The 23411-nt window shown below is 62.6% G+C and carries 23 protein-coding genes; 15 read left to right on the top strand and 8 right to left on the bottom strand.

Going from position 1 to position 23411, the window contains the following annotated elements; all coding sequences use genetic code 11:
- Positions 1 to 194 precede the first annotated feature (194 nt).
- Positions 195 to 2468, bottom strand: a complete 2274-nt coding sequence (locus B5D32_RS07090; RefSeq protein WP_078784365.1) for a SpoIIE family protein phosphatase — start codon at positions 2466 to 2468, stop codon at positions 195 to 197.
- Between the two features lie 187 nt (positions 2469 to 2655).
- Positions 2656 to 3384, bottom strand: coding sequence for a WecB/TagA/CpsF family glycosyltransferase (locus tag B5D32_RS07085; RefSeq protein WP_078784364.1), 729 nt, complete (start codon positions 3382 to 3384; stop codon positions 2656 to 2658).
- Between the two features lie 360 nt (positions 3385 to 3744).
- Here B5D32_RS07085 and B5D32_RS07080 point away from each other — a divergent pair, with 360 nt between their 5' ends.
- From B5D32_RS07080 to B5D32_RS07050, 7 genes are all read left to right on the top strand, one after another.
- Complete coding sequence (locus tag B5D32_RS07080) at positions 3745 to 4437, top strand: hypothetical protein (protein WP_078784363.1); 693 nt, start codon at positions 3745 to 3747, stop codon at positions 4435 to 4437.
- 184 nt (positions 4438 to 4621) lie between these two features.
- Positions 4622 to 5332, top strand: a complete 711-nt coding sequence (locus B5D32_RS07075; RefSeq protein WP_078784362.1) for a class D sortase — start codon at positions 4622 to 4624, stop codon at positions 5330 to 5332.
- Positions 5333 to 5344: 12 nt separating this feature from the next.
- On the top strand, positions 5345 to 6214 hold the full coding sequence (locus B5D32_RS07070; protein WP_078784361.1) for a hypothetical protein: 870 nt from the start codon (positions 5345 to 5347) through the stop codon (positions 6212 to 6214).
- A 15-nt stretch (positions 6215 to 6229) separates the two neighbouring features.
- Positions 6230 to 6925 (top strand): YveK family protein, encoded by a 696-nt coding sequence (locus B5D32_RS07065; RefSeq protein WP_078784360.1) that lies wholly within the window; start codon positions 6230 to 6232, stop codon positions 6923 to 6925.
- A complete protein-coding gene (locus B5D32_RS07060; RefSeq protein WP_078784359.1) occupies positions 6922 to 7668 on the top strand; it encodes a CpsD/CapB family tyrosine-protein kinase in 747 nt (248 codons plus the stop codon). Before B5D32_RS07065 ends, B5D32_RS07060 begins: the two co-directional genes overlap by 4 nt.
- Positions 7665 to 8420 (top strand): tyrosine-protein phosphatase, encoded by a 756-nt coding sequence (locus tag B5D32_RS07055; RefSeq protein ID WP_078784358.1) that lies wholly within the window; start codon positions 7665 to 7667, stop codon positions 8418 to 8420. Before B5D32_RS07060 ends, B5D32_RS07055 begins: the two co-directional genes overlap by 4 nt.
- Positions 8421 to 8696: 276 nt before the next feature.
- Positions 8697 to 9281: a helix-turn-helix domain-containing protein gene (locus tag B5D32_RS07050; RefSeq protein ID WP_078784357.1), complete on the top strand. Its 585-nt coding sequence runs from the start codon at positions 8697 to 8699 to the stop codon at positions 9279 to 9281.
- Positions 9282 to 9380: 99 nt separating this feature from the next.
- Here B5D32_RS07050 and B5D32_RS07045 read toward each other — a convergent pair whose 3' ends face one another.
- Positions 9381 to 10226 carry a glycosyltransferase gene (locus B5D32_RS07045; RefSeq protein ID WP_078784356.1) on the bottom strand — a complete coding sequence of 282 codons (846 nt, stop codon included), beginning with the start codon at positions 10224 to 10226 and terminating at the stop codon, positions 9381 to 9383.
- 260 nt (positions 10227 to 10486) lie between these two features.
- On the opposite strand from B5D32_RS07045, the gene B5D32_RS07040 reads away from it, so the two are divergent.
- The gene (locus B5D32_RS07040) at positions 10487 to 11977 is read left to right on the top strand and encodes a carboxypeptidase M32 (RefSeq protein WP_078784355.1); all 1491 of its coding nucleotides are present in this window, start codon (positions 10487 to 10489) and stop codon (positions 11975 to 11977) included.
- Positions 11978 to 12087: 110 nt separating this feature from the next.
- Here the strand turns inward: B5D32_RS07040 and B5D32_RS07035 are convergent, their stop codons facing one another.
- The 3 genes from B5D32_RS07035 to B5D32_RS07025 form a co-directional block, all read right to left on the bottom strand.
- Positions 12088 to 12651, bottom strand: coding sequence for a hypothetical protein (locus tag B5D32_RS07035; protein ID WP_078784354.1), 564 nt, complete (start codon positions 12649 to 12651; stop codon positions 12088 to 12090).
- A 191-nt stretch (positions 12652 to 12842) separates the two neighbouring features.
- Entirely contained in the window at positions 12843 to 13340 is a 498-nt protein-coding gene (locus B5D32_RS07030) for a hypothetical protein (RefSeq protein WP_078784353.1), read from the bottom strand.
- Between the two features lie 26 nt (positions 13341 to 13366).
- Positions 13367 to 13750, bottom strand: coding sequence for a winged helix-turn-helix transcriptional regulator (locus tag B5D32_RS07025; protein ID WP_242943410.1), 384 nt, complete (start codon positions 13748 to 13750; stop codon positions 13367 to 13369).
- Positions 13751 to 13983: 233 nt separating this feature from the next.
- On the opposite strand from B5D32_RS07025, the gene B5D32_RS07020 reads away from it, so the two are divergent.
- The 7 genes from B5D32_RS07020 (at position 13984) to B5D32_RS06990 (ending at position 21720) form a co-directional block, all read left to right on the top strand.
- On the top strand, positions 13984 to 15282 hold the full coding sequence (locus B5D32_RS07020) for a M18 family aminopeptidase (RefSeq protein WP_078784352.1): 1299 nt from the start codon (positions 13984 to 13986) through the stop codon (positions 15280 to 15282).
- On the top strand, positions 15279 to 16199 hold the full coding sequence (gene gluQRS / locus B5D32_RS07015) for a tRNA glutamyl-Q(34) synthetase GluQRS (RefSeq protein ID WP_078784351.1): 921 nt from the start codon (positions 15279 to 15281) through the stop codon (positions 16197 to 16199). Before B5D32_RS07020 ends, gluQRS begins: the two co-directional genes overlap by 4 nt.
- Before the next feature lie 180 nt (positions 16200 to 16379).
- The gene (locus tag B5D32_RS07010; RefSeq protein WP_078784350.1) at positions 16380 to 18983 is read left to right on the top strand and encodes a heavy metal translocating P-type ATPase; all 2604 of its coding nucleotides are present in this window, start codon (positions 16380 to 16382) and stop codon (positions 18981 to 18983) included.
- Positions 18980 to 19264, top strand: a complete 285-nt coding sequence (locus B5D32_RS07005; protein WP_078784349.1) for an acylphosphatase — start codon at positions 18980 to 18982, stop codon at positions 19262 to 19264. Before B5D32_RS07010 ends, B5D32_RS07005 begins: the two co-directional genes overlap by 4 nt.
- 249 nt (positions 19265 to 19513) lie before the next feature.
- Positions 19514 to 20350, top strand: coding sequence for a 16S rRNA (cytidine(1402)-2'-O)-methyltransferase (rsmI, locus tag B5D32_RS07000; protein WP_078784348.1), 837 nt, complete (start codon positions 19514 to 19516; stop codon positions 20348 to 20350).
- A 144-nt stretch (positions 20351 to 20494) separates the two neighbouring features.
- The gene (locus B5D32_RS06995; RefSeq protein WP_078784347.1) at positions 20495 to 20989 is read left to right on the top strand and encodes a metallophosphoesterase family protein; all 495 of its coding nucleotides are present in this window, start codon (positions 20495 to 20497) and stop codon (positions 20987 to 20989) included.
- The gene (locus tag B5D32_RS06990) at positions 20986 to 21720 is read left to right on the top strand and encodes a biotin--[acetyl-CoA-carboxylase] ligase (RefSeq protein WP_242943409.1); all 735 of its coding nucleotides are present in this window, start codon (positions 20986 to 20988) and stop codon (positions 21718 to 21720) included. The genes B5D32_RS06995 and B5D32_RS06990 overlap by 4 nt, the downstream gene beginning before the upstream one ends.
- A gap of 203 nt (positions 21721 to 21923) precedes the next feature.
- On the opposite strand, the gene B5D32_RS06985 is transcribed toward B5D32_RS06990, so the two are convergent.
- Positions 21924 to 22535, bottom strand: a complete 612-nt coding sequence (locus tag B5D32_RS06985; protein ID WP_078784345.1) for an ECF transporter S component — start codon at positions 22533 to 22535, stop codon at positions 21924 to 21926.
- 161 nt (positions 22536 to 22696) lie between these two features.
- Positions 22697 to 23353 carry an HAD family hydrolase gene (locus B5D32_RS06980; RefSeq protein ID WP_078784344.1) on the bottom strand — a complete coding sequence of 219 codons (657 nt, stop codon included), beginning with the start codon at positions 23351 to 23353 and terminating at the stop codon, positions 22697 to 22699.
- Between the last annotated feature and the right edge of the window lie 58 nt (positions 23354 to 23411).

The following is a 23411-nucleotide window of genomic DNA, read 5'->3' as shown; positions in this document are numbered from 1 at the left end:
GGGCGTGTTTTTCATTCTGTAGGGGCGAGCATTGCTCGCCCGCAGGAGGTGTGCGTCAGCGGAAGCCCTCCGGGTCGATGACGAGCATCGCCCCCTACAGCCGTAGGGGCGGATTCCATATCCGCCCGGGCGCTGTCTCACTGCCGCAAACGGCGCGGGCGGGCAGTGCCCGCCCCTACAGGGTTCCCTCCTGTTTACCCTGCTCTCCCCATCGCCAGCACCGCCACCGTTATGTCATCCTGCTTGGCCCCGGCGCGGCGGGCGGCGGCGTCAGCCACGGTCTCGGCGGCCTGCTTCGGCGTATGGCCCAATTTGGCGCAAAGCTGCAATTGCTGCATCAGCCAGTCGCTCCCGTCGGTCAGCGCACCGTCGCTGACCAGCACGACCCAGTCCCCGGCATCCAGCGCAAACGTCGTGCTCCGTCCCACCAGACTGTCCAGCACCCCCATGGGCAGGCTTGCACCGTCCAGCATCCGCGGCACGCCGCCGCGCACCAGAAAGCTCGGTGCGGCGCCCGCTTTGAACAGCCCGGCCCGCCCGGTGTACAGGTCCACCGTCAGCAGATCCAGCGTCGCCCCGGCCTCCTGCTCGGCTCCCTTCAGGCCGAGCGCCACGTTCACCAGCCGGGCAGCGCTCTCCGCTGCGAACCCGGCGCGCAGCAGCTGTGCCGTCAGCTTGGCCGCCATCTGACCGTCCACGGCGGCGGCGCGGCCCGTGCCCATGCCGTCGCACAAAAGCATCTGCGCCCGCCCGCTCGTGTCGCAAAACTGGTCCAGCGCGTCGCCGCTGACGCTCTGCCCGCCGGCTGCGTGCGCCGCCGCGCCAAATTCAACGGTAAACAGCGGTTTTTCGCCAAAGCACAGCATCGTGACCGTGCGGCAGTGGGTGATTTCGGGCGTATCCATGTCGCGGCGGCAGATGCGGGTCATCTCGTCGGTCAGGCCCGCGACCTCGTCGGGGGTGAACCGCGTGCGGCAGATTGTCACATTCACAGTCAGCCGTCCGGCCAAATCAGCGGTCACACTGCATTCCAGCGCGTCCAGCCCCAGCTCGGCAAACAGCTGCGCCACGCGGGCCTCACGCCGCGGGTCGGGCAGACCGGCCTGGCCCAGCTTGCCCGCCAGCTGGGCCAGCGCCCCGGCCAGTGCGCTGTACTGCTCGGTCAGGGCGGCGCGCAGCGTCACAGCCCGGGCACGGGTCTGGCGGCGGCTGCGCCACAGCCGGTAACCATGGTTGGCCGCTGTACAGAGGTCTGCCGGGTGGATGCACCCCGCCAGCTGCCCCGGCAGGTCCTCGACCTCCACGCGGCCCTTGCTCTCGAGCGTCGGCTTCAAATGGTACAGCCCGTCCATGGCCGTGGCGTAGCCGCGCACCCAGCACCGGCTGCGGCGGGTGCAGCTCTGGCAGGTCGTGCGGGCGACCTGCTCCACCACAAAGTCAAAGGTCTCGCCCTTGGGCGGCAGCTGCCGCTGGCAGACCGCGTTGACCGTGTCGGCAATGTCGCTCAGCGTGTCCGCCACGGCGGAGAGCTTGCGCGCTGCCCCGCCCAGGCCCTGCGTCTGCACGGGCGGCGCGGGCGGCGGGAAAATTTTGTGCAGCACGCTCCCCGGCACAGCCAGCGCAGCCACAACGCCCACCCCGGCACTGACCGCCAGCGGCAGCACACTGACAGCGTCGGGCGCGGCCAGTGCCCCCGCGGTGCAGCCCGCCGCAAACACCCCGGCGCAGCGGCCCCGCTCCCCCGGGCAGAGGCAGGATGCCGCCAGACTGCCCAGCGCCACAGCCAGCGCGGCGTAGGCCAGTGTCGGCCCCGACGCCGTGATGGCCGCCGCCAGCGCAATGCTCAGCACGGCGGTCTGCTCCAGCGTGCCGCCGATGGCCGCGCACAGCCCGGCCCCCGCGGCCAGCGCCAGGCCCGGAGCCAAGGGCCCGACGGCACAGCGCTGCAGGCATGCCGTAGCCACAGCCAGCCATAGGCAGACGCCGCGCGGCTCCCGCGCCGGAAAATGCGCGAACGCCCAGCCAAAAACCGCGGCTAGCAGCGCCGTACACCCCACCGTGACGGTCTGCCCCGGGTTGAAAAGTCCCCCCGCCAGCACGATTTGCAGCACCTGCGCCGCCGTCAGCGTCAGGCAGCCCGCCAGCGCCCCGGCCCCGGGGCGGCCATCAATGAGCCGCCGCACCGCCGCGGAAGCCACGGCCGCCACGGCCAGCTTGACGCCCAGCAGCATCGGCTGGAACGCCAGTCCCGCCGCCAGCGTACCCAGCGCCGCGGCCAGGCAGTAGGACGGCGGGCAGCCGATGACCAGCGCCAGCCCAAACGGCGCAGCCCCGCCGTAGACCTGCCCGGCCCCCAGCGCCGCGCCGCCCAGCACTGCCGCGCCCTGCCACAGCAGCGCCGCACTGCGCGCTCCGGGCAGCAGCCTTTCCATTGTGTCGTGCATACGTTCCCCGTTCAGTACAGCCATCGTGCAAGCCCTCCGTAAATGTACAGTATATGTCTCGGACGCTTTGCACTATACCACCCCCGCACGCTGTTTTTTGCCGCAGAGCGTGGAAAACCGAAAAGAGCGTATAAACAAACAAAAAAGAGCACCGCCACCCATAAAAAGGGGCGATGCTCGCAAAAGGCTTCCCCCGAGGGGGGAGCCTTCCTTAGTGTCTCCAGCTCCACCACAAAAACTTGGTGTTCGTCACGAAATAGCGTTTGAAAAGCCGCTTCGGGTCCTGCATCAGGCGGTACAGCCATTCCAGATTGCAGCGCTGCATCCAGGCCGGGGCGCGGCGGATGTTGCCGGCCTCGTAGTCAAAGGCCGCACCCACGCCCAGCATCAGCGCCTGCACGCGGTTTTCATGGGCGGCCATCCAGCGCTCCTGCTTCGGCGCGCCCAGGCCCACCCAGACAAAATCCGGCTTTGCCGCGTTGATTTTCTCCACGATCTCCGCATCCTCGTCCGCCGTCAGCGAGCGGAACGGCGGAGAGTACATCCCCGCGATGACCGCGCCGGGGTACTTTTCCGTAATTTTTTCGCGCAGGATGTCCAGCGTCTCCTGCGTGGAACCGTAGAAATAGTGCCGGTAGTGCTTTGTCCCGCTCTCCTTCAAAAGCTCGCGCATCAGGTCGGGGCCTGTCACGCGGGCGGCGTCGGCAAAGCCCTTCTTGCGGCTGTATCTGGACAGCGGCCCGCCGTCTGGCAGGGCCATGACCGCGCCGTTCTGCACCCGCAGATAGGTCGGGTCGTCGTGGGCCGTAACGGTGGTGTGGACGTTCGCCACGCAGATATATTTCCCGCGCCATGCCTCGCAGTTGTCCTCCACCAGGCGCAGCGTTTTGTCCATGTCGGTGACGGCGATGTTCACGCCCATAATATTGCAGGTCTGCATGCCGCTTCTCCTCACTTTCCTGTTTGGCTTTTATTGTATCACACTGCCGGGCGGCTTTCAACCGGGCGGGAAGAAACGCACATTTTTTGCCGTTTCGTTGGGTCCTTCGCACATTACTTCATAACGCTGGTACACATTTGTATGGCGCGCGTCAGTTTTTACCGTTTTGACACTTTTTTCTTTGTTCAATTTTCTAAATCCCGAAAAATTCATATCATTTTTATGGATATGTGCTGGAATTTTTCCCGGCATTGTGCTATAATTTAAGAACCATATTAAAAGGGGAAAGTATGAATTTCCTGCAGTATGGTATATGGGCAACACACCCATATATCTTTAGAAGAAAGGAGGATACCACCAATGAACAACTTCAAGAAGTTCGCTGCCGTTCTGCTGGGTGTTGTGATGGCTTGCGTCTTCGCTACCTCCGCTTTCGCTGCTGATTTCAACAAGCCCAATAACGCAAAGCGCGCGAGAGAGGAAATCCTGTCTTTCGCTGCCAGCTACGGCGTCACCACCATCGACAACACGGTCAACAAGCTGACCGCTGACCAGCTGAACGTCATCTATGCCAACATGGATTCCCTGAAGGCTGTTGCCGCTAACGCCGTCAACACCATCAAGGGCACCACCGACGCCAATGTCGCCCTCAAGGCTGCCAACGACGCTGTGGCCTCCATGAACAGCATGCTGAGCGCTGTCGGTATCGTCATCTCCAACCCGGCGCTCGATACCAGCGACTCTTCCCAGTTCGTTGTCAGTGCTGACGTCACCGTCAACGGCACGACTGACTCCGGTGCTATCGCCCGGCCTCTGTCTACCACCACCACTGACAACAACACCTCTGCCAGCGACGCTGTCAGCAACGCCGCCCAGAACAGTGCCGCCGCTTCCAGCGTCAAGACCGTTTCTTCCGCTGCGAACCCCATCACCGCTTCTTCCGGCGCTGTCATCAAGGCCACCGGCGATAACACCGCCGTTGTCTTTGCTGTCGCTGCTCTGGCTGTTGTCGGCATGCTCGGCATGGCCGTCCGCAAGGAGCGTGCACTGTAATCCAGCTGCATAAGTCCGGTTTTTGACCGGCAGCGGGCAGAACCTCTGGCTCTGCCCGTTTTTCGTTGCTTACACGGAATTGGTCAATTTATTCCTGTTTTAGACCTTCCTTTTATATAGAAAATAGTTTATAATGTAGGATGCCGTAATTATCAATCATATCAGGGGGGGGAAGCATATCACCATGCAGGCAAGCAAGAACCACTCTTTTCTGCGCCGCAGTCCACTGGCTTATGTAGTGGTCCCGCTGGCCTTTGTTCTGGTCAGCACCGCGCTGGTCTTTATCGTGGGCCGCACCGTGCTGACCCCGTACCAGGCCCTGCTGGGCTGGTTCTTCAGCACAACGGAGGTCGCGCAGCCCAGGGATCTGCTGGACGATGCCGCCACCGTCATCAACGGCGGCACCGTGGAGGAGCCCGAGACCCAGCCCGAGACACTGCCGCTGAGCTCCGTCACCTACCCGTCCGAGGGGGACCGCTACGCGACGATCACGATCTCCGGCACCAACGTGGACGCCCCGGTCTACTACGGCGACACGAACAAAATTTTGAACGCCGGCGTCGGCACCTACAAGGACGACGCCCGCGTCGGCATTCCCGGCGAGGGCAAGACCATCCTGCTGGCCGGGCACAACAACACCTTCTTCAATGACCTGCAGCACGCCGAGGCCGGCGCGACGGTCACGATCACGACCCACTACGGCGTCTACACCTATGAGGTCACCGGCACCGAGATCCTCGACTATCAGGACGAGACCGCCTACGACTTCACCCGCACCGACGAGAATCTGATCCTGTACACCTGCTATCCCTTCGATGCGCTCGGCTTCACGCCGAACCGTTTCTTCGTCTATGCCAAATACGTGTCCGGCCCCGTGCTGGACGCCAACAGCTAAGGGGGTGTAGGTATGGCACAAAAACAAGATCCGCACCCCCGCCGCAAGGGCAGCGTTGTGTGGGCCACGGTTTTAAGCTGGCTGTCCAGTCTGCTGCTGGCACTGCTGGCGCTCTGCCTTGTCCTGATGACAACGATCTGCAGCGCCTCCTACATGAGGGAGCAGGTCAACCGCAGTGATTTCAGTGAGGCCGCCTACAGCTATCTGTATGACAACTTCATCAGCTACGGCGCATCGTCCGGCTTCTCCGCCGACGTGATGACCGCCGCCCTCTCCCGCGACCAGATCACGGCGGATATGGAGGATTCCATCACCCGTCTGTACCAGGGCGACACCGCTATTGACACCCGCAACGCGATTCTGAATACGACGTATGACAACCTGATCAACGATTTGAACAGCCGCGGCGTCGAGGTCACATCCGATGTGGAATCCGCCGTCGTCGTCGTCGCCGACGCCTGCCGTCTGGACTACGCCAACTATGTCACGGTACCCCTGGCCAGCCAGCTGTACACTTTTATTGAAAAGTGCAGCCGTGTTGTGCCGGTGGCCGTCGCCATCATGGCGGTGCTCTGCGCAGTCAGCCTCTTTGTGATGCTGCGCTTAGCCGGCAGTTCCCGCTACGGCGTGCGCTGCCTGACGTTTGCTTTCACTGCGGCTGCGGCGCTCTGCGCGCTGGCCGCCACCATTATTTTCCCTGCGATCCACATGGAGACGCTGAGCATCAATCCCGCTTCGGTCAAGCAGCTGATCGTCACCTATGTGCAGAATCTTTTTGGCCGCTTCGGCCTGTTTGCTATCATCTACGGCGCAGTCGCCGTGATCCTTCTGGCCCTGACCATCACCGCCAGAAGCCGCATGAAACGCCGCCAGAACATTTAACAGGAGGACCCACACATGGAAAACGAAGGTTACGAAACGATTGACCTCTTGGAGGTCCTGAACGCCGTCCGGCAGCACCTGCTGGCCGTCATTCTCGCCACCGTGATCCTGGCCGCTGCCGGGTTCGGCGTCTCCAAGTTCCTTATCACCCCGCAATACGAGGCTTCCGCCCTGATGATCGTCAACACCCGTCAGGACATCACCTCCAACGTCACCAGCGACCAGATCAACTCCGCCACCAAGCTGGTTTCCACCTACAGCATCATCATCAAGAGCGATACCGTGCTGCAGCAGGTCATTGACAACCTGGGTCTGTCCCTGACCTATCAGCAGCTGGCAAGCCGCGTCACAGTCAGCGCCGTGGATGACACTCAGGTCATGAAGGTCACAGTCAAGAGCGACAACCCCGAGTGGGCGCGTCAGGTCTGTGAGCAGATCACTGTAATCTCCCCCGACGTCATCCTCGAGTCCGTTGAGGCCGGCTCTGTAAAGGTCATTTCTAACGCTGCTATTAACCCGGCCCCTGTCTCCCCCAACGTGGGCCGCAACACCATGCTGGGCGGCGTGCTGGGCCTGGTCATCAGCGTCGGCATCATCCTGCTGACCGTCCTGCTGGACAACAAGATCCATACCGAGGACGATGTGGCCAAGTATCTTGACCTCGCCGTTGTGGGCGTCATTCCGGAATATCAGGGAGGTAAAAAGAAATGAGCAAGGCAAGCAAAAACACCAGCCATCGCAAACTGTATACCGTCGGCGGCGACGCCCCGTTCCAGTTTGTGGAAGCCTACAAATCTCTGCGTACCAACCTGGAATTTCTTTCCTCTGCCGGCAACTGCAAGACCATCCTGATTACCTCCTCTGTCCCGGAGGAGGGCAAGAGCAACGTAGCCCTCAACCTGGCCATGACACTGACCGCCTCCGGCAATCGTGTTGTTCTGGTGGACTGTGACCTGCGCAAGGCAACGATCTCCCGCTATCTGCGCATTCCGCGCAACCATGCCGGTCTGACGAACGTCATCACCTCCAAGGATGAAGGCGCGCTGGCCGCGGCGCTTGTCCGCGTCAAGGATTCCGGCATCACGGTCCTGACCGCCGGTACGATCCCGCCGAATCCCACTGAGCTGCTCTCCACCCCTATGACCGAGAAGATCTTTGCCTCCCTGCAGAAGGCATTTGATTATGTCATCATCGACACACCGCCTGTCAGCGTTGTCACCGACGCAGCGGTCCTCTGCGGCATTGCAGACGGCGTGCTGCTGGTCGTGCGCCCCGGCGTCACCACCATTCAGAGCGCCCAGCTCAGCAAAAAGAACCTGGAGGCCGTCAACGCCCACATCCTGGGTGTTGTCATGAACGGCTACAATGGCACGCAGAGCGGCCGCCGCGACGGCTACTCCTACGCTTACTCCTACAGCTATTACGACGAAGATAAAAAAGGAAACGATGCATGAGTAATGCCCTTGTAGAGCTGCACTGCCACATCCTGCCCGGCATTGATGACGGTGCCAAAGATCTGGATATGTCAATGTCGCTCATTCGCAAGGAATTACAGGATGGTGCGGCGGGCATTGTGTTCACGCCGCACTTCTATTATGAGCGCATTTCCGTGGAGCAGTTTACCGCGCGGCGCAAGGCAGCGTTCCTGCAGGTGTCCGCGGCCTGCAAGGCCGAGGGCCTGCGGCTGGCCGGTAAGATGGGTGCCGAGGTGTTTTACTCCACCGCGCTGCCCAGCCTTGACCTGCGCCAGCTGGCCTTTGCGGGGAGCAACTATATTTTGATTGAGTTCCCCACCACGATGCACCCGCCGGGCATCGACGAGACACTCTACGCCATCCGTGCGCAGGGGTACACGCCGATTCTGGCCCACGTGGAGCGCTATCCCTTTGTGACCGAGGACCCGACGCTGCTCTACAACTGGGTTTGCGACGGGTGTTTGGCGCAGATCAACGCCACCGGCCTGATCCGGGACGGACACACCGCCAAGTGGCTGCACAAGCTGATCGAGTGGAACCTTGTGCACATTCTGTGCAGCGACTGCCACCACCCGGTCAAGCGCCCGCCCAACCTGGCCGAGGGCTTTGCCCATCTGCCTGACAAGGTCGCCCGCCGCATGCAGCGCAACGCCATCGACATCTATCTTGGCGACGACCTGCGTCCCCCCGAGCCGACGAAGCCGGTCTACCGCTTCGGGCATTGGGTGTAAAACAGAATATACGTAGGGGAGGGCTAAAGCCCTCCCCTATTACTTTTTATTTTATTATTGCCCGTTTTCCACCGGTTTGTTGGGAGCGGTCTTGACCGCTCCGCCGAGGCTTCCGCCGCCGCACACAGGCACGGAGGGGTCAAGACCCCTCCCTACGATTCAATTGTAAGCGCACAGCTGCCCGTTCCCGGCTCAGCCCCCATTCTACTTTCCGCAGGTTGTCCCCGCGCCTTCCCTGTGGTATCATCAGACCAAACGAAAGGAGCGTGACCACCCATGGATCACTATATTACCGGGGCCGCCATCAAGGCCCTGCGGGAGCGCTGCGGCCTGACCCAGGCCCAGCTGGCGGACCAGCTCTGCGTCAGCGACAAGACCGTCTCCAAGTGGGAGACGGGCCGCGGCCTGCCCGACATCACCCTGCTGGAGCCGCTGGCCGCCGCGCTGCACGTCTCGCTGCCGGAGCTGCTCTCCGGCGAGGTCATCACCAACGCGAACCGTTCCGCCAACCTGCTGCGCAGCCGCCTCTACGTCTGTCCGATTTGCGGCAACATCCTGCCCGCTACCGGCGCGGCGGGCATCAGCTGCTGCGGCGTCACTCTGCCCCAGCTGGAGGCAGAAGCACCCGACGACGCCCACAACGCCGCCGTCACCGAAATCGAGCATGAGCTGTACGTGGAAATCCCCCATGAGATGACCAAGACGCACTACATTTCCTTCATCGTCTACGTCACTGGGGACCGCTTTGAGCTTGTCCGCCTCTACCCCGAGGGTCCCGCCGCCGCCCGCTTCTTCCGCCGCGGCCACGGCAAGCTCTATTGGTACTGTAATAAGCACGGGCTGTTTGAGCAGAAAGTATAATGCAATACGTAGGGGAGGGTTAAAAACCCTCCCCTACGCTATTTTTATTGCCCGTTTTCCACCGTCTGCCCGGCCCCTACCGCGTACTATTCGCCGCGCTCACGCCTCTGCCACCGCCACCAGATACTTGTAGATCTGCGGCTTGTACTCCTCATACAGGCCCAGATGCTCATACAGCTCCTTATAATATGCAAACAGGGTCGCGCGGGTCGCCACGATGTTCACCGGGTTCAGCGCCGTGTGCACCGCGCTGCCGGGCGTGTTGAAATAGTTGTAGATCGGCGTCGACAGCGCGTAGAACTTCTCCGCATAGCGGATATAGCTCAAATTGAAATACAAGTCCTCCGACCAGTCCATGTCCTCGGCGCATATAATGTCATCGTGCGCGCGGACAATGTCGGCGCGGTAGAGCTTATTCCACATCACACCGTAGTAAAAGCTGGCCGGTTCCTGCATCAGGCCCGCGGCGAATTCCTCCTTCGTCATCGGGCCCTCCATCAGGAAGCCGTAGGTCTGCACCTTGGTGGGCCGCTCGGGGCGGGGGTCATCCTCGGCACGGGGGCGGGGCGGCGTAATGCGGTTGTAGTGCGCAATGACCAAATCGGCGCCGCTCTCCTCGGCCCGCTGCACCAGCAGCTCCGTGGCGTAGGGCTGGATCGTGTCGTCGGCATCGACGAACTGCAGATACTTGCCCCTGGCCTCCCGCAGGCCCATGTTGCGGGTCGCGGCCACGCCGCTGTTGGCCTTGTCGATGAGCACGATGCGCGGATCGACGTTGGCATACATCTTGCAGACCTCCAGGCTGACGTCCTGGCTGCCGTCGTTCAGCAGCAGAATTTCAAGGTTCCGGTAGGTCTGGCGGCGGATACTCTCCACACAGCGGGCGATATGATCCTGGGCATTATAAATCGGCACGATAATACTGACAAGCGGCTGCTCCGACATGGCAGGTGACCTCCTTTTTGTAGTAGTATATCCACAATACCACACTTTTGCCCGGTTGGCAATGGAAAAAGTGCGCGAGGTGTGGTATGATGCTTATAAGGGCTTCCCCATCGGGGGAAGCTGTCCGCAAAGCGGACTGATGAGGGCCAGCCTTCCGCCGCAGCCTGTTCATGGGCTATCCCCGCAGACCTGCCCCTCATCCGGCCTTCGGCCACCTTCCCCCAAGGGGGAAGGCATCACTATGAAACGAGGTCACCACCATGAAGCCTTCCATCATCCGCCTGCGTGCGCTGGAAAAGCAGCTGTACGCCTACCTGTATGCTATGACCGTCATCGACTTTGACGCCGAGACCGTCGCGCCCGAGGGCAGCGCCGATGGCCGCGCCGAGGCCACCGAGGTTTTGAGCCGCGCCAGCTTTGACCTGCTGGTCAACGACGGCACCGCCGCCCTTTTGAAGGAGGCCGCTGCCGACGCCGAGACCGAGCAGGAGCGCGCCGAGGTCCGCAATTTGCAGCGCCAGTACGACGAGATCGCCCGGATCCCCGCCGACGAGTACGCCGCCTTCACCAAGCTGTGCAGCCAAAGCGTGCCCGCCTGGACCAAGGCCAAGCGCACGAACGATTTCAGCCTGTTCGCGCCGTATCTGGAAAAGATCATCGCCGCCCGCCGCGCCCAGGCCCGGTATTTTGCGCCGGACCGCGACCCCTATGAGGTCCTGCTGGACCGCTACGAGAAGGGCCTGACCATTGCCCAGTGCGATGAATTTTTCGCGACTCTGCGCGAAACCATCGTCCCGCTGCTGGCGGACATCCAGACCCGCGGCAAGGCCGTGCGCACCGACTTCCTTGACCAGGAGTGGCCCATCGACGCCCAGCGCCGGGTCAGCAAAAAGATCATGGAGCTGTGGGGCCTTGACCCGGCCCACTGCTATCTGGCCGAGAGCGAGCACCCCTTCACCACCGAGTTCTGGCGCGGCGATGTGCGCATCACGACCCACTACATGCCCCGGGACATCTTCTCGAACCTCTACAGCGTCGCCCACGAGGGCGGCCACGCGCTGTATGAGCTGAACATCAACCCCGACTACGACTACACCGTCGTCACCCACGGCGCGACGATGGGCATTCACGAGAGCCAGTCCCGCCTGTTTGAGAACCTGGTGGGCCGTTCCCGCGCCTTTGTCCACTACCTGTACCCGACGCTGAAGGAGCTGTTCCCCGCGCAGCTGGCCGACGTCTCCGCCGAGGAGATTTGGCGCGCCGTCAACCGCGCCGAACCGGGCCTGATCCGCACCGAGGCCGACGAGCTGACCTACTCCCTGCATATCATGGTGCGCTATGAGCTGGAAAAGGCCCTGATGCAGGGCACACTGGCCGTGGCCGACCTGCCCGCCGCCTGGAACGCCAAGTATAAAGAGTACCTCGGCGTCGATGTGCCCGACGATGCCCACGGCTGTTTGCAGGACATCCACTGGTCCATGGGCGACATCGGCTATTTCCCGAGCTATGCCCTCGGCAGTGCCTACGGCGCACAGGCCCTCGACGACCTGCGCAAAACAAACGACTTTGACGCCCAGTGGGCCAACGGCGACATGGAGCCGCTGAAGGCCGCCTTAAAGGAGCGCGTCTGGCAGTGGGGCAGCATGAAGGAGCCCGCCTGGCTCGTCGAGAGCCTCTGCGGCGGCAAGTTCGACCCGCACCACTTCACCGATTATTTAAAGAAGAAATACACCGAGCTGTACGAGCTGTAAAGCAGGAGCCTTCCGGGCCATGCGTAGGGCGGGGTGCCCTCACCCCGCCTCCGTTCTCCGCTATACCGCACAAAAAATCCCGTCGGATGCCCTTTTCCGGCGGGATTTTTTCAGCATAATACGCTGTCCGGGAAATTCAGGCAGGTGTACAGGTACCGCAGTGCCTCGTCCATCGTGTCAAACTCGCCGCCGTCTACCTCGCTGGGGCTGGCGGCGATGGTCGACTTGTCAAACGGGATGCCGTTCTCCCTGCGCCATTCGTCCACCTGCAGTGCTATGTCATTGGCATAGCCCGGGCGGTCCTGCCTGCTGCCGTCGGCGTCAATGTAAACGCAGGCGCCGTACTTTTTCCGGTCCGGCAGGCGCACCAGCTCGGCCAGCGTGTAGTAGTCGCGGTCAAAGTAAAAGAGCATCTGCCCGCGGTAGGCGGCGATCTCCGCCGCGCTTTCCTCGCGGTTCGTGATCTGGGGCACGGTGTCCACCAGCCGGTGCAGCTCGTCCAGCAGTGCGTCGCCGTCCTCAGGGTAGGCATCCGTGCCCTTGGCAGCAGCGATTTCCCCAAAGCAGTAGGCCTGCCAGTGGGGCGGGCACTTGCCCAGCTTGGCACGCTCAATGTAGTAGAGCAGGTCAGCGCGGTAGGAGGCAGCGAGTGCATTCAGACTTTGTTTTTTCATAGCTTGTAGGCCTTTCATTTTGTATCATTTATGGTGTCCGTTTCTCGGAACACCCTCATCTTACCATAACCGTTTGTCGAATCCTGCCGCATTATAAGACCGAACGCCGTTTTATTTTAGGGACAGCTGTTTTCCGCTGTCGAAAAAACAGCAGGCACGCAAAAACCGCGTACCTGCTGTCTTTTTTGTTATCATTTTACGGGCTTCCCCTGTGCGCCCAGCACTGCGTCCAGCGCCGTCAGCTTATCCGGCACACCGTCCAGCTCCATACCGGGGAAATCCGTCTCCACGCCCGCGGACGCCAGCTCATCGGCACAGGCCGCGGGGTCGGCACAAATCGCCTGTGCTTCGGCCAGGATGCCCGGCCAGTTCAGCGCCAGCCGCTCCTGCGCGTCGCCGCTCAGCCCGGCCCGCCAGGTATCCGCTGTACCATCCTCAAACTCCGACGCGCTCAGGTACTCCACCAGTACCGCCGCGGTCCGGGCCGTTTTCAGGCTGCAGCCTGCCGTGTCCGCGCCGAAATCCACCAGCCCATCCAGCACGGCAAGCTGCTCGGTCCGGCTGCCTGCGTGCCCGGTGCCCGCTTCGGACGATACCGCCTGCACCGCGGACGCCGCCTCCGGCACCGCCGGGGCCGCGCACCCGGCCAGCAGGGCGGCCCCCGCTAAGAGAATCGCTAACCTACGCATACCAACGCCCCCAATCCTACTTTATACTATTCACAGCAGGTGTGGCGTGTTTCCTGCTTGCAGCAGTCGCCGCAGCTCTGGCGGCGGATATATTTTTGAATGTCATCAAAAATCGGCATCAGCGCCTCGCCGTTTTCGGTCAGGCGGTACTCGACCCGGGGCGGGACCTCGTTGTAGTCGATGCGCTGCACCAGCCCGTCCGCGGCCAGCTCCTTCAACTGGTTCGACAGCATCTTGTGGGTCACGCCGTCCAGCAGCTTGCGCAGCTCACCGTAGCGTAGCGTACCGTGTGCGCCCACCATGAATAAAATGCGCATCTTCCACTTGCCGCTGATCTGGTCCATGACCTGCTCCATCCTGTCACAGCCCACATCCGCATAGCGGCAGTTACAGTGTTCGTTCGGGTGCATTGCTCACACTCTCCTTTTGGGTAGCGGTTTCTAAAAAGTGCGTACTTGTCAAAAGTGCCTATTTGAATATACTAAGTATAGGGTATTTTCCCCGCGTTTGCAACTTGTTTCTTAGGGATGTTTGCGGTAATATAGTTGTGTATGATTATAAGGTAGGGCAGCCTGACCTCACCCCGCCCTACAATATTCACCGCCAAATGTGCGGAAAATCACCCAAGAGGAGAAAACAACCTATGTATGATGATTTAGTAGAGTTTCTGCAGGAGTCCGTCACCCCGTTCCACGCTGCTGCCACCGCCGAAAGCTGGCTGTGCGCCGCCGGCTTCACCCGGCTGGAGGAGGCCGACTACTGGAGCCTTGAGCCGGGCAAGGGCTACTACACGACCCGCAACGGCTCGTCCGTTGTGGCGTGGCGCGTGCCGCAGCACGCCATCGGCGGCTGGCGCATCGTGGCCAGCCACAGCGACTCCCCGTCGTGGAAAATCAAGGCCGACACCGTTGAAAACGACGGCTGCCGCCGCCTGAGCGTCGAGGGCTACGGCGGGATGATCATGTCCACCTGGCTGGACCGCCCGCTGACCGTCGGCGGGCGCGCCCTCGTCAAGACCGAGGACGGCATCGAGAGCCGCCTTGTGTACCTTGACCGCGACCTGCTCGTCATCCCGTCGCTGGCCATCCACTTTCAGCGGGACATCAACAAGGGCCACACCTTCAACCCGCAGGTCGATATGCAGCCGCTGTGGGGCCCCGCGGGCAGCCGCACCTTGACCGACCTCGTCGCCGAGTCCCTCGGCGTGGAGGCCGCCGACATTCTGGACAGCGATCTGCAGCTCGTCACCCGCCAGGCCCCGACCCAGATCGGCCCCGACGGTGAATTTTTCATGGCCCCGCGCATTGACGATCTGGAATGTGCCGCCACGACGCTGCTGGGCTTTCTGGATGCGTCTGGGGAGACCGACAGCGCCTGCGCCCCGGTCTGGGCGATGTTCGACAACGAGGAGGTCGGTTCCTCGAGCCGGATGGGTGCCGCGAGCAGCTACCTGCGCGACGTGCTGGACCGCATCCTTGAGGCCGTGCCCCACAGCGCACAGGCCAGCCACCGCGCCATGGCCAACAGCTTTATGCTGAGCGCCGACAACGCCCACGCGACCCACCCGAACTTCCCGCAGAAGTCCGACCCCTGCGCGCCCGTGCGGCTGGGCGGCGGCGTGGTGCTCAAGTACAACGCCAGCCAGAAGTACACGACGAACGCCGTCAGCGGCGCGATCTTCCGCGCCATCTGCCGGAAGGCCGACGTGCCGGTGCAGGTGTTCACGAACCGCGCCGACGAGGCCGGCGGCAGCACGCTGGGCAATTTGCAGAGCCACACACTGCCCATCCCGATGGCAGACATCGGCTGCGCCCAGTTCGCGATGCACAGTGCCGTCGAGACGGCCAGCGTCACCGACGCCGAGGCCATGACAAAGGCCGTGGCCGCCTTCTACCGTGTCCATCTGCGTGCCCTTGGCGACGGCACCTACACGCTGGAATGAGCACGGGACGCTACGCGCCCAGCCCCAGCGGGCGGATGCACCTGGGCAACCTGATGTGCTGCCTGCTGGCCTGGCTGAGCGCCAAAAGCAAGGGCGGGCAGGTGCTGCTGCGCATTGAGGATCTGGACACCCAGCGCTGCCCCCGCAGCTATGCGGACGCCATTGTGGACGATTTGGCGTGGCTCGGCCTTGCCGCCGACGGCCCGATGCCGCCGGTCTACCAGAGTGACCGCAGCGAAATTTATCAGCGGTACTTCGACGAATTGTCCCGCCGTGGGCTGGTCTACCCCTGCTTTTGCAGCCGCAGTCAGCTGCACGCGGCCAGCGCGCCCCACCGCAGCGACGGGCAGGTCATCTACGCCGGGACCTGCCGCGGCCTGACGCCCGCTGAAATTGCCGAGCGCTCCAAGACCCGCGCCCCCGCCTGGCGCGTGCAGGTGCCCGACGAGGTCATCGCCTTTGAGGACGGCCACATGGGGCATTATGAAGAAAACCTCGCCCGCGACTGCGGGGATTTTTTCCTGCGGCGGGCCGACGGTGTGTTTGCCTATCAGCTGGCCGTCGTTGTGGATGACGCGCTGATGGGCGTCGATGAGGTCGTGCGCGGCAGCGACCTCTTGTCCAGCACACCGCGCCAGCTCTGGCTTTACCGGGAGCTGGGCCTGACCCCGCCGAAATTCTACCATCTGCCGCTGCTTTTGGCCTCCGATGGCCGCCGCCTCTCAAAGCGCGACGGCGACCAGAGTCTCGAGAACCTGCGGGAGAAATACACCCCCGAGGAGATCATCGGCAAGCTGGCCTTTGCCTGCGGCCTGCAAGCCTCCCCCGCCCCTACAACGCCCCAGGCCCTGGCCCGCACCTTCGATTGGTCCCAGGTCCCGAAAAGCGACATCGTTCTGCCGGAAAATCTGTTTTAATAAGATAAAAGGCTTCCCCCTCGGGGGAAGCTGTCACCGAAGGTGACTGATGAGGGCAGACCCCGCCAACACCACCCGCTCACGGGCAGTATCCGTCAGCTCTCCCCTCATCCGGCGCTCCGCGCCGCCTTCCCCCTCGGGGGAAGGCTTTCTCTGCACTACCAAAAAAGGAGTATCCCCATGCAACGCTACGAAATCACCGGCATGAGCTGCGCGGCCTGCGCAAGCCATGTGGAAAAAGCCGTTGCGGCGGTGCCGGGTGTGGCATCCGTCGCCGTAAGCCTGCTGACCAACTCGATGCAGGTAGACTACGCCCCCGACGCCGACCCCGATGCCACCGCCCGGCGCATCCTCCGCGCCGTGGACGCCGCCGGGTACGGCGCGTCCCTCGCCTCCGCCGAGAGCGAAAGCGCCGAGCTCGAGGACACCGAGACTCCCAAGCTCAAAAAGCGGCTGATTGCCAGCCTCTGCTTCCTTGTCCCGCTTATGTATGTCTCGATGGGCCACATGATCGGCCTGCCGCTGGGCAGTGTGTTCCACGGCGGCAGCTGGCACGCCATCCTGTACGCGGGCACCCAGCTGGTGCTGACCCTGCCCGTCTGCTGGATCAACCGCGCGTTTTTCCTCTCGGGCTGGAAGGGCATCAAGACCCGCGCGCCCGGCATGGATACGCTGGTCGCCCTCGGCGCAGGTGCGTCGCTGGCCTACGGCATCTTCGCCATCGTCATGATCTGCGTCGGCCTTGGCACCGGCAACGACGACCTGGTCATGCAGTACCGCCACGACCTTTATTTTGAATCGGCGGCCATGATTTTAACGCTCATCACCGTCGGCAAAACGCTGGAAGCCTACAGCAAGGGCAAGACCACCGACGCACTGAAAAGCCTGATGAAGCTGGCCCCCCAGACCGCCTGCGTCCTGCGCGGCGGCGAGCAGGTCACAGTCCCGGTCAGTGAGGTCAACGTCGGCGATCTCTTTTTAGTCCGCCCCGGTGAGAGCATCCCCGTGGACGGCACCGTCACCGAGGGCATCTCCACGGTCAACGAGGCCGCCCTGACCGGCGAGAGCATGCCGGTGGACAAGTTCCCCGGCTCCCCCGTCAGCGCCGCGACCATCAACCAGAACGGTGCGCTGACCTGCCGTGCCGAGCGCGTCGGCCAGGACACGACGCTGTCCCAGGTCATCCGCCTGGTGCGTGACGCCGCCGCGACGAAGGCCCCGCTGGCCAAGACCGCGGACAGGGTCTCCGGCATCTTCGTGCCCACCGTCATCTGTATCGCCGCGGCCACGTTTGTCATCTGGCTGCTGCTGGGCCAGACCTTTACATTTGCGCTGGCCCGCGGCATCAGCGTGCTGGTCATCAGCTGCCCCTGCGCCCTGGGCCTGGCGACGCCCGTCGCCATCATGGTCGGCAGCGGCGTGGGTGCCAAAAACGGCATCCTGTTCAAGACCGCCGCCAGCCTCGAAACTACCGGCTACACCGACGCCGTGCTGCTGGATAAGACCGGCACCGTCACCACCGGTGAGCCCAACGTTGTAAAAATCTTCGGCACCCGCAACGTGCCCGAGAAATTCCTGCTCAGCATGGCCGCCGGTCTGGAGCTGCGCAGTGAGCACCCGCTGGCCCGCGCCATCCTGCAGCGCGCCGAGAAGGACCATCTGTCCTACGCCACTGTGACCGACTTTGAGGCCGTACCCGGCAAGGGCCTGCGCGGCAAGGTCGCGGGCAAGGTCATTGCGGGCGGCAATGCCGATTTCATCCGCGAGACCTGCGCCCTGCCCGACGACCTGCAGCAGGCGGGCGACGAGATGAGCGCCGACGGCATCACGCCGCTCTACTTCTCGCTGGCCGGTAAGGCCGCAGGCGTCATCGGCGTGTCCGACGTCGTGAAGGAGTCCTCCGCCGCCGCCATCGCCCAGATGCAAACTCTCGGCCTGCAGGTCGTGATGCTGACCGGCGACAACGCCGCCACGGCCCGCCACATCGGCGCGGCTGTCGGCCTCGACGCCGACCATGTCATTGCGGGCGTCCTGCCCGCGGGCAAGGAAGCCGAGGTCCGCGCACTGCAAAAGCAGGGCCGCGTCGCCATGGTCGGTGACGGCATCAACGACGCCCCCGCCCTGACCCGCGCCGAGACCGGCATTGCCATCGGTGCCGGTGCGGACGTCGCACTGGACGCCGCCGACGTTGTGCTGGTGCGCAGCGACCTGGCCGATGTACCCGCCGCGGTGCGCCTGTCCCGCGCGGTGGTGCGCAACATCCATCAGAACCTGTTCTGGGCGTTCTTCTACAACGCCATCTGCATCCCGCTGGCGGCGGGCGTGTTCACGGGCTTCGGCATCACGCTGAACCCGATGATCGCCTCCGCGGCCATGAGCCTGTCCAGCGTCTGCGTCGTCACAAATGCCCTGCGGCTGAACACCTTTGACCCGCGCAGCGCCGCCCACGATGCCCCGCCGAAGCGCAAAGCCCCGGTCCGCGCGTCTGCGCCCGAGATCCCCTGCCCCACCGGCAGCTGCCCCGTGCAGCCTGCCCCGGAAAATAAAACCACCCAAACGGAGGGAACTGCCATGAAAAAGACGATTCACATTGAAGGCATGATGTGCGGCCACTGCGAGGCCACTGTGAAGAAGGCATTGGAGGCCCTGGACGGCGTGCAGAGCGCCGAGGTCAGCCACGAGAAGGGCACTGCCGTTGTGTCCCTGACCCACGATGTGGCCGACGCCGACCTCAAGACCGCTGTCGAGGCCAGGGATTACACCGTCACTGGCATCGACGCATGAGCGCCATCCGCCGCCGCTGGCGCTTCACCGGCACAGTGCAGGGCGTAGGCTTCCGCTATTATGCCCGCGCCGCAGCCCTGCATCTGGGCCTGACCGGCTGGGTCGCCAACAACTGGGACGGCAGCGTCACGCTGGAGGCCCAGGGCGAGCGTGCCACCCTCGACGCCCTTGTCCCCCTCATCGAGCGCAGCAACCGCTGGGCCCGCATCGAGAACGTTGAAGTCACCCCCCTGCCCGTAAAGGAACACGAATACGGGTTTGAGGAGCGGAGCGGAGAATAGAGCGCTGCGCGCAAATAATAGATAAGAAATAATAAATAATAAATCAGGTACGCCGCCCGCGGCGGCGTGTTCTGAAAACCGTGCTGCCGCCCCGCAAAAGGGCGGCAGTCTTTTTGTTTCCGCCCCTTGTGGCGGAAACTCCACCATTTTTATTATTTATTATTTATTCTTTATTATTTGTAAGTGGTTGCCATTTTTCCCGGTGACAGGTATAATACTATTATATCAACATCAAAAGGGGTTTTCACATTGCCCGGTACTTTATATCTTGTCGCCACGCCTATCGGCAATCTGGATGACATGCCGCCGCGTGTGGCGGCTACCTTCGGCCTGGCGGACTTCGTCGCGGCTGAGGACACCCGCGTCACGCTGCGGCTGCTCAACCATCTGGGCCTCAAAAAGCCGATGGTCAGCTACTATGAGCACGCGCTCCACCACGGCGAGGCCATCCTGAACCGCATCGAGGCCGGGGAGAATTGCGCCCTGTGCAGTGATGCCGGTATGCCCTGCATCAGCGACCCCGGCGAGCAGATCGTCCGCGAGGCCCACGAGCGCGGCATCAGGGTCGTGCCCATCCCGGCGGCATCGGCCTGCGTCACGGCGCTGGCGGCCAGCGGCCAGCCCACGGCCCGCTTTGTGTTCGAGGGCTTTCTGCCAGTTCCCAAGCGGGACCGCCGCGAACGGCTGGCCTTTTTGCAGAACGAGACCCGCACGATGATCTTCTACGAGGCCCCGCACAAGCTGCGCGGCACGCTGGACGACTTGGCCGCTGCCTTCGGTGCGGACCGCTCGGTCTCGCTCTGCCGTGAGCTGACCAAGCTGCACGAGGAGATCAAAAAGACGACTCTCGGCGAGGCCGTGGCCTTTTATAAGGACAACGACCCCCGCGGCGAGTATGTGCTGGTTCTGGCCGGTACCGACCCTGCCGCCGTCGAGCAAGCCGCCGCGCCGACCCTGGAAGAAGCCGTCGCCGCCGCCCGCGCCCTGCAAGCGGGCGGTCTGCCCCCCGCCGCCGCCGCCAAACAGGCCGCCGCCGGGACACCGTTCTCTAAGGGTGATGTGTATCGCCAGCTTATCAACGGGTGATTTTTAAATAATAGATAAAAAATAAAAAATAATAAATTTGGTGGAATTTTCGCCTGAGGGCGAAAATAAAAAGTGCCGCTGTGCGGCGCACCTTCTTTATTATTTCTTATTTATTATTTTTTATTTGCACAGCAAGGAGTTCCCATGTCTGAATCCACAAAAATTCTAGTCATTTCCGACGTCCATGGCCGTCTGCGCGACCTGCGGTGGGTGCTGCAAAACGAGACCGCCGACGCCATGTTCTACCTCGGTGACGGTCTGTACGACCTGAACGCCGCGCTGGAGCTGCGCAGGGAGCCGGTGCCCTATCCCATCTACCGCGTGGCCGGCAACTGCGACGTCAACTACAGCGAGCCGTCCGAGGGGCTCGCCCCCTTCGGCGGGGTGCTTTTCTTCTACACCCACGGGCATCACTACGGCGTCAAGATGGGCAGTGAACGCCTGGCCGAGTGTGCCGGTGAACGCGGCGCAGATGTGGCGCTGTTCGGCCACACCCACCGGCGCGAGCTGGTGCGCGGCGTCGGCACGGCGGCCACGGTGTTCAACCCCGGCAGTCTGCGCGACGGCGGCAGCTACGGCGTCATTACGATTGAAAACGGCAAATGCAGCTTTACCTGGAAGAGGGTGCCTGAATTTTGAACGAGAGCGTTATTTACCTGCCCGAGGTAGACAGCACCAACCTTTGGGCCAAGCATAATCTGGACAAGTTCGGTCCCATCGGCGCGGTCTACACCACCCACCAGACCGCCGGGCGGGGCCGCCTTGGCCGCAGCTGGCTTGATGCGCCCCACAAGGGCCTGTACTACACCGCCGTCATCAGGACCGATCTGGTCCAGCCCGCCACGCTGCCGCTGTTTGCCAGTCTGGCCGTCTGCGACGCCCTGCGCGAGCGCTACCGCATCGACTGCCAGATCAAATGGCCGAACGACCTTTTGCTGAACAGCAAAAAAATCGTCGGCATCCTGTGCGAGGTCGGCCCCGACGGCCACAGCATCGTGGTGGGCATCGGCATCAATCTGGCCCAGCCGCAGGAATATTTCGACGCCGCGGGTCTGCCCCACGGCACCAGCCTGGCTCTGCAGGGCGTGCCCGTGGACATGGACACCGACCCGGAGTGGCTGGCTCAATACATGACCGACTTCGGCTTTGACCGCGCGCTCTACACCTACGAGGCCGAGGGCTTCGCCCCCTACCGCGAGCGCTACAAGGCGCTCTGCGTCAATCTGGGCCGCCGCGTCACCTACGACGGCGGCGCCGGAACCGCCGTTGACGTGGACGACGAGGGCCGTCTCATCGTCCGCGACGAGACCGGCGACACCCGCGTCTTTACCGGCGAGGTCAGCGTAAAGGGGATTTACGGGGCGGTGTAAAGGAAAACGGCATCTTTCGATAGGCTCTCTCCCCCAGTCGCCTGCGGGCGACAGCCCCCTCGCAGAGGGGGCCAAGGCCCCTTGCCTCCCTCTGCGAGGGAGGTGGCGCCGCAGCGCCGGAGGGAGAGAGCCTCGCCTTACCGCCTACTTTTCCTTTCTTATACAAAAAAATCCGGTGGGACATCCTATCCCACCGGATTTTTTTAATTCATCTTCAGATATTTCCGTACCGGCAGCGACACGGCACCGGCAACGACGCAGCAGAGGACCCACTCAAAAATAGCCTGCACGCCGACCAGCAGCACAATGAACATAAACGCATTCTGTGCGCCCAGCGTGTTGGCCAGGTTCTGCACATAGTCACAGTTATAGAAGATCAGTACCAGAAAGCCCATGAAGAACACGGTGTTCAGCACCGGCGCGGACAAGCCGCCCAGGAAGCAGGCCAGCTTCTCATTCTTGGGCATAGCCTTGCGCAGCGCGTTGAAGATCAGCGCGGTGCACAGTCCCATCAGCACACGGGCCACAAAGCAGACCACAAAGGTGCCCGCAGGGCTGACCTGGAACAGGGCTGCGCCCATGGCGGACTTGCCCTCAACAGCCTGAATAAAGCTGGTTGCGCCAAAGACACCGCCCAGAATAGCACCTGCCATAGGGTTCATCGTCATAGCGCCGATGGCCACGGGCACAGTGAGCAGCGACGCCGACAGCGGGCCGATCTGCAGATAGCCCAGCGGCGTGTAGTTCAACACAAGCAGAATGGCCACCAGCAGCGCAAGCTGGGTGAGCCAACGGACGTTGGTACGGTTTTTCATATTCAATTTTCCTCCTGCTGCCGTCTCCTACAAATCGGGAGTACAGCGCAAATGTACGGTCCTATCGGACCGCCGAAACCAAGTATACAGCAAACAGCAGGAAAACGCAAGCAAAAAATCGGCTGCCAAAAGGCTTCTCCCCACGGGGGAAGGCGTATAAATTACAGCTTCCCCTCGATCAGCAAGTCTCTGACTTCCAGCAGATCCTCACATTTCCTGTCATACAGCTGCGCGATTTCCTCCGTCGGCTGCATCAGATCCGGCACCATCACGGTCACACAGCCCGCGGCGCGGCCCGCGCGCACGCCGTTAAAGCTGTCCTCCAGCACCAAGCAGTCATGCGGGTCAAGGTGCAGCTTTTTCGCCGCGACCAAAAAGGTGTCGGGTGCGGGCTTGCTGTGGGCGACCTCCGTACCGGAGACAACATCGTGGAAATACCGCGCCGTGCCGGTGGTCTGCAAATTCATCTCGATCATATTCCGCGGGCTCGAGCTGGCCACAATGCGCGGCAGGCCCATGTCCTCCAGTGCGGCCAGCAACTCCTTCAGCCCCTTTTTGCAGGGTACGCCCCGGGCAAAGCGCTCGTCCGCCAGCTGCCAGATCTTGTCCAGCACCTTCTGCGGGTCGCCGGGGATGTACTCGGCCACATGGCGGCGCAGGTTGTCCCCCGCCAGGCCGCGTCCCCCGGCCCGAAACTTCTCCATATCCGCGGGCAGCGGCAGACCCAGCGCGGCGCACGCGGGTTCCCACAGGGTATCCCACAGGCGCTCGGTGTCAAACATCAGCCCGTCCATATCAAAAATAACGCCTTTTACCATCGGTGTCATCCTTTCGCGAAACATAATTTTCTCTATTGTACCGCAGTTTCGGACATGA

It is taken from the genome of Gemmiger formicilis (genome assembly GCF_900167555.1).
Classification (GTDB): domain Bacteria; phylum Bacillota; class Clostridia; order Oscillospirales; family Ruminococcaceae; genus Gemmiger; species Gemmiger formicilis.
The sequence above is the reverse complement of the archived record's forward strand: the minus strand, read 5'-3'. Positions and strand labels throughout refer to the sequence as shown.

Coding starts and splice junctions, on each gene's coding strand:
- B5D32_RS06995 (WP_078784347.1), top strand. CDS start 20,495: ATGTCTGAATCCACAAAAATTCTAGTCATTTCCGACGTCCATGGCCGT.
- B5D32_RS07050 (WP_078784357.1), top strand. CDS start 8,697: ATGGATCACTATATTACCGGGGCCGCCATCAAGGCCCTGCGGGAGCGC.
- B5D32_RS07075 (WP_078784362.1), top strand. CDS start 4,622: ATGCAGGCAAGCAAGAACCACTCTTTTCTGCGCCGCAGTCCACTGGCT.
- B5D32_RS07070 (WP_078784361.1), top strand. CDS start 5,345: ATGGCACAAAAACAAGATCCGCACCCCCGCCGCAAGGGCAGCGTTGTG.
- B5D32_RS07025 (WP_242943410.1), bottom strand. CDS start 13,750: ATGCACCCGAACGAACACTGTAACTGCCGCTATGCGGATGTGGGCTGT.
- B5D32_RS07020 (WP_078784352.1), top strand. CDS start 13,984: ATGTATGATGATTTAGTAGAGTTTCTGCAGGAGTCCGTCACCCCGTTC.
- B5D32_RS07045 (WP_078784356.1), bottom strand. CDS start 10,226: ATGTCGGAGCAGCCGCTTGTCAGTATTATCGTGCCGATTTATAATGCC.
- B5D32_RS07010 (WP_078784350.1), top strand. CDS start 16,380: ATGCAACGCTACGAAATCACCGGCATGAGCTGCGCGGCCTGCGCAAGC.
- B5D32_RS07035 (WP_078784354.1), bottom strand. CDS start 12,651: ATGAAAAAACAAAGTCTGAATGCACTCGCTGCCTCCTACCGCGCTGAC.
- B5D32_RS07055 (WP_078784358.1), top strand. CDS start 7,665: ATGAGTAATGCCCTTGTAGAGCTGCACTGCCACATCCTGCCCGGCATT.
- B5D32_RS07080 (WP_078784363.1), top strand. CDS start 3,745: ATGAACAACTTCAAGAAGTTCGCTGCCGTTCTGCTGGGTGTTGTGATG.
- B5D32_RS07085 (WP_078784364.1), bottom strand. CDS start 3,384: ATGCAGACCTGCAATATTATGGGCGTGAACATCGCCGTCACCGACATG.
- B5D32_RS07030 (WP_078784353.1), bottom strand. CDS start 13,340: ATGCGTAGGTTAGCGATTCTCTTAGCGGGGGCCGCCCTGCTGGCCGGG.
- B5D32_RS07040 (WP_078784355.1), top strand. CDS start 10,487: ATGAAGCCTTCCATCATCCGCCTGCGTGCGCTGGAAAAGCAGCTGTAC.
- B5D32_RS07005 (WP_078784349.1), top strand. CDS start 18,980: ATGAGCGCCATCCGCCGCCGCTGGCGCTTCACCGGCACAGTGCAGGGC.
- gluQRS (WP_078784351.1), top strand. CDS start 15,279: ATGAGCACGGGACGCTACGCGCCCAGCCCCAGCGGGCGGATGCACCTG.
- B5D32_RS06980 (WP_078784344.1), bottom strand. CDS start 23,353: ATGGTAAAAGGCGTTATTTTTGATATGGACGGGCTGATGTTTGACACC.
- B5D32_RS06985 (WP_078784345.1), bottom strand. CDS start 22,535: ATGAAAAACCGTACCAACGTCCGTTGGCTCACCCAGCTTGCGCTGCTG.
- B5D32_RS07060 (WP_078784359.1), top strand. CDS start 6,922: ATGAGCAAGGCAAGCAAAAACACCAGCCATCGCAAACTGTATACCGTC.
- B5D32_RS07065 (WP_078784360.1), top strand. CDS start 6,230: ATGGAAAACGAAGGTTACGAAACGATTGACCTCTTGGAGGTCCTGAAC.
- B5D32_RS07090 (WP_078784365.1), bottom strand. CDS start 2,468: ATGGCTGTACTGAACGGGGAACGTATGCACGACACAATGGAAAGGCTG.